This is a genomic window from Dietzia sp. HMSC21D01 (assembly GCF_001815995.1).
Taxonomy (GTDB): Bacteria; Actinomycetota; Actinomycetes; order Mycobacteriales; family Mycobacteriaceae; genus Dietzia; species Dietzia cinnamea.
Map to the genome: position 1 here is coordinate 1 of NZ_KV824001.1, position 5,115 is coordinate 5,115.

Genomic DNA, 5,115 nt, shown 5'->3' on the forward strand with positions numbered 1-5,115 from the left:
GGTCCTGGTGATCGCGCAGCGACGGCGAGACCCCGGACGCACTCAATAGCGCATCGGCGGCTTCTACCAGGTCCGCCAGCCGGGCCGGCTCAGCCAGCGAGAACCACGAGGAGCGCCCCTCGATCCGCATTTGGACCAGCCCGCAATCCCGCAGGCAAGCCAGGTGCTTGCTCACCGTGGACTGCGCCAGATGCATGTGATCGACCAGATCACGAACCCGATGCTCACCATTGACCAGATGCTCCAACAACGCCAGTCGAGTTGGTTCTGCCAGAGCATGGAACAACGCTGCATAGGTGTTTCGATCCTCGAACGTCACTGAATCGAGCACCCCATAATTAATCGTCATAGAGCGATGTTAGCATGAACCGGCGATAAGTTCGGGTGGGTCTCGGTCCTCGGCGTACGCATTGTTCTTGCTCAGTCGTGCCGGCAGCTGATGCCACCCGTCGAAGCCGGGGCGCAGCACAAGGCCGTCCGGTCGATACCGAGTGTTGTGATGGTTGCCGTCGTTTTTTTCCGGCGGTGTGCGGTGCGGGGCACGCGGGCACAGTGTCAATGAGGGAGCGGTGCCAGCTGGTGCATGTGCCGGCTGTCGTCGCGGTCGGCAGTTCTTGGGCTCGAGGGTCGCTCGAGCTGCCTGGTGCGTGCGGCACGCAGGCCATTGAGTATCACGAAGACTTCGGCGACCTCGTGGACCAGGACGACCGCTGCGAGTCCCAGAATTCCGGTGATCGCCAGTGGAAGCAGAACGATGATGATCGCCAAGGACAGGATGATGTTCTGATTGATGACGCGACGACCGCGGCGGGCGTGGTCTATGGCGCGCGGGATCAGTCGCAAGTCATCGCCGGTGAATGCGACATCCGCCGACTCGACCGCTGCGTCGGAGCCGGTGGCCCCCATGGCGATTCCGATGTCCGCCGAGGCGAGCGCGGGGGCGTCGTTGACACCGTCGCCGATCATCGCCACTGGCCCCCGGCCGTCGGCACGCAACTCGGCGATCGCCTGCGCCTTGTCCTGCGGACGCAGCTCGGCACGCACGTCGGTGATCCCCGCCTCGGCGGCCAGTGCATCAGCGGTGCGGGCGTTGTCGCCGGTAAGCATCGTCACGCCCATACCCCTCGACGCCAGCGACGTCATGGCCTCGCCGGCCTCTGGACGCAGCTCGTCGCGCACCGCGATGGCCCCGACCGGGTGGTCGTCGCGGTGGACGACCACCACGGTGATGCCGCGGGCCTCCATCGCGTGAACGTGATCTGCCAGAGGACCTGGGTCGAGCCAGCGCGGGCTGCCGACGGCGATGTGCGCGCCATCGATAAGGCCGGCGATTCCCGCGCCCGCGGACTCGGTGACCGCCGATGCGGCGGGGACCTCGGTAGCTGCGGCGGGGATCGCTGCGGCCAGCGGGGGGGTGCTGTGGGTTTCCAGAGCGGCCGCCCAGCTCAGGACCTCGTCCTGGGCAGCGTTGCCAGTGGTGAGGACCTGCGTGACGGTGGGCTGGTTTCGGGTCAAGGTGCCGGTCTTGTCCACTGCCACATGCCGGAGGTAGCCCATGCGCTCGAACGCGGCACCGGATTTGATGATCACCCCGAACTTGCTGGCCGCACCGATCGCGGAGACGACCGTAATCGGCACCGAGATCGCCAGTGCGCACGGCGACGCTGCGACCAGTACCACCAGTGCTCGCTCGATCCACAGTCCGGAATCTCCGAAGATCGAGCCGATCAGGGCGACCAGAGCAGCCAGGATGAGAACACCCGGCACCAGCGGGCGGGCCAGGCGGTCGGCGATACGTGCCCGCTCCCCCTTCTCTGTCTGTGCCTGCTCAACCAGTTCGACCACTGTGGTCAAGGAATTGTCTGTCCCTGCGGCGGTGGCCTCGACCTCCAGGACGCCGGAGGTGTTGATCGAGCCGGCCAACACCGCGTCACCGGGCCCGACCTCGACGGGAATGGATTCACCCGTGATCGCCGAGACATCCAGGCTGCTCTGCCCGACACGAACGATCCCGTCGGTGGCCAAACGTTCGCCGGCGACCAGACGCAGCACATCGCCGCGTTCCAGAGACTCAACGGGCACGGTGCGGGTGCCCCCGGTGGCGCCGAGGACGGTGGCACTGGAGGGAATCAGCGCCAACAGGGCCCGCAAGCCCGAGCGGGCCTTGTCCATCGCGCGATCCTCCAGCGCCTCGACGATGGAGTACAAGAAGGCCAGGGCGGCGGCCTCCTCGATGAACCCGAGCGCGACCGCACCCGTGGCGCTGATCGTCATCAACAAGCCGATACTCAACCGACCCCGGGACAGCAGGCCCCGCACGGCACCTGGAACGAACTGCGAAGCACCCAGAAGTAGAGCGGTCCAGAACAGCCCCGCTGCCGCCGTCTCCGAGCCGGGGCCGTCGGCCAACCACTCGAAAATCACACCAAGCAGGAGCGCCAGTCCGGAAAACACCGGAATGAGCACGGCACTGCTGCGCCACCACGAAGCAGACTCCTCGCTGCCGGTCACCGGCCCGGCTGGCTCGCAACCACACGCAGACGTCGTCATCGACGACCTCCCTCGGAGTTGCAGCAACCCTCGACCGGGCACTGCGTATCTAGACACGATGCGCCCTCGTCGACGGCAAGAGTCGTCTCAACCAAGGCGCTCAACGCGCGTGCCAGATGGGCGTCGACGATCTCGTACCGATTCTGACGGCCCTCAAATTCGGCGACGACGATCCCGCAATCCCTGAGGCAAGCGAGATGATTCGACACATTTGACCGCGTCAACCCAAGCTCCTGGGCAATCTCGGCGGGATACACAGGCCCATCCAGCAGTCTCAAGAGGATACGAGAACGAGTCGGGTCAGCCATGGCGCGACCGAGTCGGTTCATCACACCTTGACGCGAAGCAAGAGACAGCATGCACTGAATAGTACAGTATTCAGTGAACCGGTCTCGGCGGTGTCACCGCACACCGAAGGGCGAGGAAACCGCAAGGCCAACACAGTCAATGGACGCAGGCGTGCCGCCCCACCCCCAGAACCCACCCGTTCGACCGCGCCGTTCAGTGGCGTTTCACAGGGCGGATATCGGCTATGGCACGATCAGACAGCGGGACCATCTCGCCAGTGCCGGTCACGACACTGGTGTTCGACAGAGCCACCCCGTGCGGCACCGCCGGCTCGGAGCCGAGGGGGCAATGACCCGTCGCAGACCGGAGTGAAAAGCATGGGCAGTACCCGAGCCATCGGTTCTCGCGCGCGCCTCTGGGCGGCCCTGTGTGCGGGCACCCTAGTCCTCTCCGGTTGTGGCAGTGGCACCGATGCGGTCGCGCAGGGCGGCACCTTTGAGTTCGTCAGCCCAGATGGACAGCTGGAAATCCACTACCCCGAGGAAGAACGGAAACCGGTTGCCGAGCTCGCCGGCCCGGATCTACTTGATCCAGACCAAACCATCGGGCTCGCTGACTACAAAGGCGACGTGGTGATCCTCAATACGTGGGGCCAATGGTGTGGACCTTGCCGCACCGAGGTCGACGACCTTCAGCGCCTTCACGAGGAGTTCGAACCCCAGGGCGCCACCGTGCTCGGAATAAACGTGCGCGATCCCAATCGCGACAAGCCGGTCGACTTCGTACGCGACAACGGCCTTACCTACCCCTCTATCTGGGACCCAAGCAACGCCGCCATAGGTGCACTCCGAGGCTTTCCCACCTCGATTGTGCCGACCACTCTCGTGCTTGACCGGCAACATCGAGTGGCCGCGGTGTACCTGGCAGCCGTCACCGATTATCAACTTCGGGACGTCATAGCCGAACTGGTGGCCGACGATGAGAGTGTCACGTCGTGACGGGTGTCGCCGACCTCGTCGTCGCCGCTGCCATGCCTCCGATGGACGGACTGGTGCTCGCGGAGGGCATCGGTTCGGCGTTCCAACAGACAGCGGCCAGCGGGCCCCTTTTGCTCGCACTTGGCGCCTGCCTACTAGCCGGTCTGGTCTCGTTCGCCTCACCATGTGTGGTCCCGCTCATCCCCGGCTACCTCGCCTACCTCGCTAGCGTCGTCGGCGCCGAGCGACCACCGGTCACGCTCGCCCAGGCCGAACAGCGTCGCAGCGAGTCACGAACGATCACTCTCGAGGAAAAGAAGGCCAGACAAAGCTCGCGTTACCGCGTCGTCGGGGCATCGCTGCTTTTCGTCGGCGGGTTCACCGTCGTGTTCGTCTCGCTCAGCGCAATGGTCCTCGGCACCGTCCAGTACCTCGCGCCGCACGAGGAGTTGCTCCAGCGCATCGGCGGGGTCATCACCATCCTCATGGGTTTGGTCTTCATCGGCTTCGTGCCGGTACTGCAACGAGATACCCGATTCCAGCCGAAAGCGGTCTCTACGTGGGTTGGCGCGCCACTCCTCGGCGGAGTGTTCGCCCTCGGCTGGACACCCTGCCTAGGACCAACGCTCGCCGCCGCACTGTCCGTCGCCGCCGGAAGCGGCTTCAGCGGCACGCGCGGCGTCATGCTCATCGTCGCCTACTGCCTCGGGCTCGGGCTGCCATTCATCCTCGTCGCCTGGAGCTCCACCTGGGCAATCCGAACCGTCGGCTGGCTACAGCGCAACACTCGACGAATCCAGATCATCGGTGGCCTCCTGCTCATCGCGGTGGGCATCGCACTGTTCAGTGGCGTGTGGGCACTCTTCATCAGTTGGCTCAGGGACTTCGCCATCACCGGCACAACGTTGCCCATTTAGTCTTTTCGACTTCGTGAGCGACAACAACCGCTCGGCACCCAAAACGTGTCACCAGAGGGCACACCTCACCTGATTGTCGACGATGTCTCGTTCGACGATCGTCTAACACGACACTCCACGAACGAGCCTCCGGTCGGAGTCTCGAGCAGCGTGAACCCTCACGTCGGCCCGTGATAGTGGTCTTCATCGTTTTGTGGCGGTCTTCTGTGGCCACTACTCCGCGGCGACGTACCAATCGGGCGTTCTGCCGGAAGGGTTAGAGCGAGTCGGCGGCTCACGGGTGTGCGGTGGGGTTTGCCTCGGTTCTGTCAGAGACCGAATGCTCCGCCACTGATCAGGATGAAGGCACCCAGGCCGATCAGGACAATCGGGAACAGGATGTG

Annotated in this window: 5 protein-coding genes; 2 read left to right on the forward strand and 3 right to left on the reverse strand. The window is 64.7% G+C overall.

Going from position 1 to position 5,115, the window contains the following annotated elements:
- The 3 genes from HMPREF3086_RS12355 to HMPREF3086_RS18135 all read right to left on the reverse strand — a co-directional run.
- Positions 1-349: ArsR/SmtB family transcription factor (locus HMPREF3086_RS12355; RefSeq protein ID WP_070722134.1), on the reverse strand; the 349-nt coding region annotated here is incomplete at its 3' end.
- Positions 350-555: 206 nt separating this feature from the next.
- Positions 556-2,550 (reverse strand): heavy metal translocating P-type ATPase, encoded by a 1,995-nt coding sequence (locus HMPREF3086_RS12360; RefSeq protein ID WP_210401870.1) that lies wholly within the window; start codon positions 2,548-2,550, stop codon positions 556-558.
- Positions 2,547-2,909: a Cd(II)/Pb(II)-sensing metalloregulatory transcriptional regulator CmtR gene (locus HMPREF3086_RS18135; protein WP_083324433.1), complete on the reverse strand. Its 363-nt coding sequence runs from the start codon at positions 2,907-2,909 to the stop codon at positions 2,547-2,549. The genes HMPREF3086_RS12360 and HMPREF3086_RS18135 overlap by 4 nt, the downstream gene beginning before the upstream one ends.
- A 306-nt stretch (positions 2,910-3,215) precedes the next feature.
- Here HMPREF3086_RS18135 and HMPREF3086_RS12365 point away from each other — a divergent pair, with 306 nt between their 5' ends.
- Together HMPREF3086_RS12365 and HMPREF3086_RS12370 are read left to right on the forward strand one after the other, a co-directional pair.
- The gene (locus HMPREF3086_RS12365) at positions 3,216-3,836 is read left to right on the forward strand and encodes a TlpA disulfide reductase family protein (protein ID WP_070722132.1); all 621 of its coding nucleotides are present in this window, start codon (positions 3,216-3,218) and stop codon (positions 3,834-3,836) included.
- 41 nt (positions 3,837-3,877) lie between these two features.
- The gene (locus HMPREF3086_RS12370) at positions 3,878-4,732 is read left to right on the forward strand and encodes a cytochrome c biogenesis CcdA family protein (protein WP_371441670.1); all 855 of its coding nucleotides are present in this window, start codon (positions 3,878-3,880) and stop codon (positions 4,730-4,732) included.
- Positions 4,733-5,115 lie beyond the last annotated feature (383 nt).

Coding starts and splice junctions, on each gene's coding strand:
- HMPREF3086_RS12365 (WP_070722132.1), top strand. CDS start 3,216: ATGGGCAGTACCCGAGCCATCGGTTCTCGCGCGCGCCTCTGGGCGGCC.
- HMPREF3086_RS12360 (WP_210401870.1), bottom strand. CDS start 2,550: ATGACGACGTCTGCGTGTGGTTGCGAGCCAGCCGGGCCGGTGACCGGC.
- HMPREF3086_RS18135 (WP_083324433.1), bottom strand. CDS start 2,909: ATGCTGTCTCTTGCTTCGCGTCAAGGTGTGATGAACCGACTCGGTCGC.
- HMPREF3086_RS12370 (WP_371441670.1), top strand. CDS start 3,878: ATGGACGGACTGGTGCTCGCGGAGGGCATCGGTTCGGCGTTCCAACAG.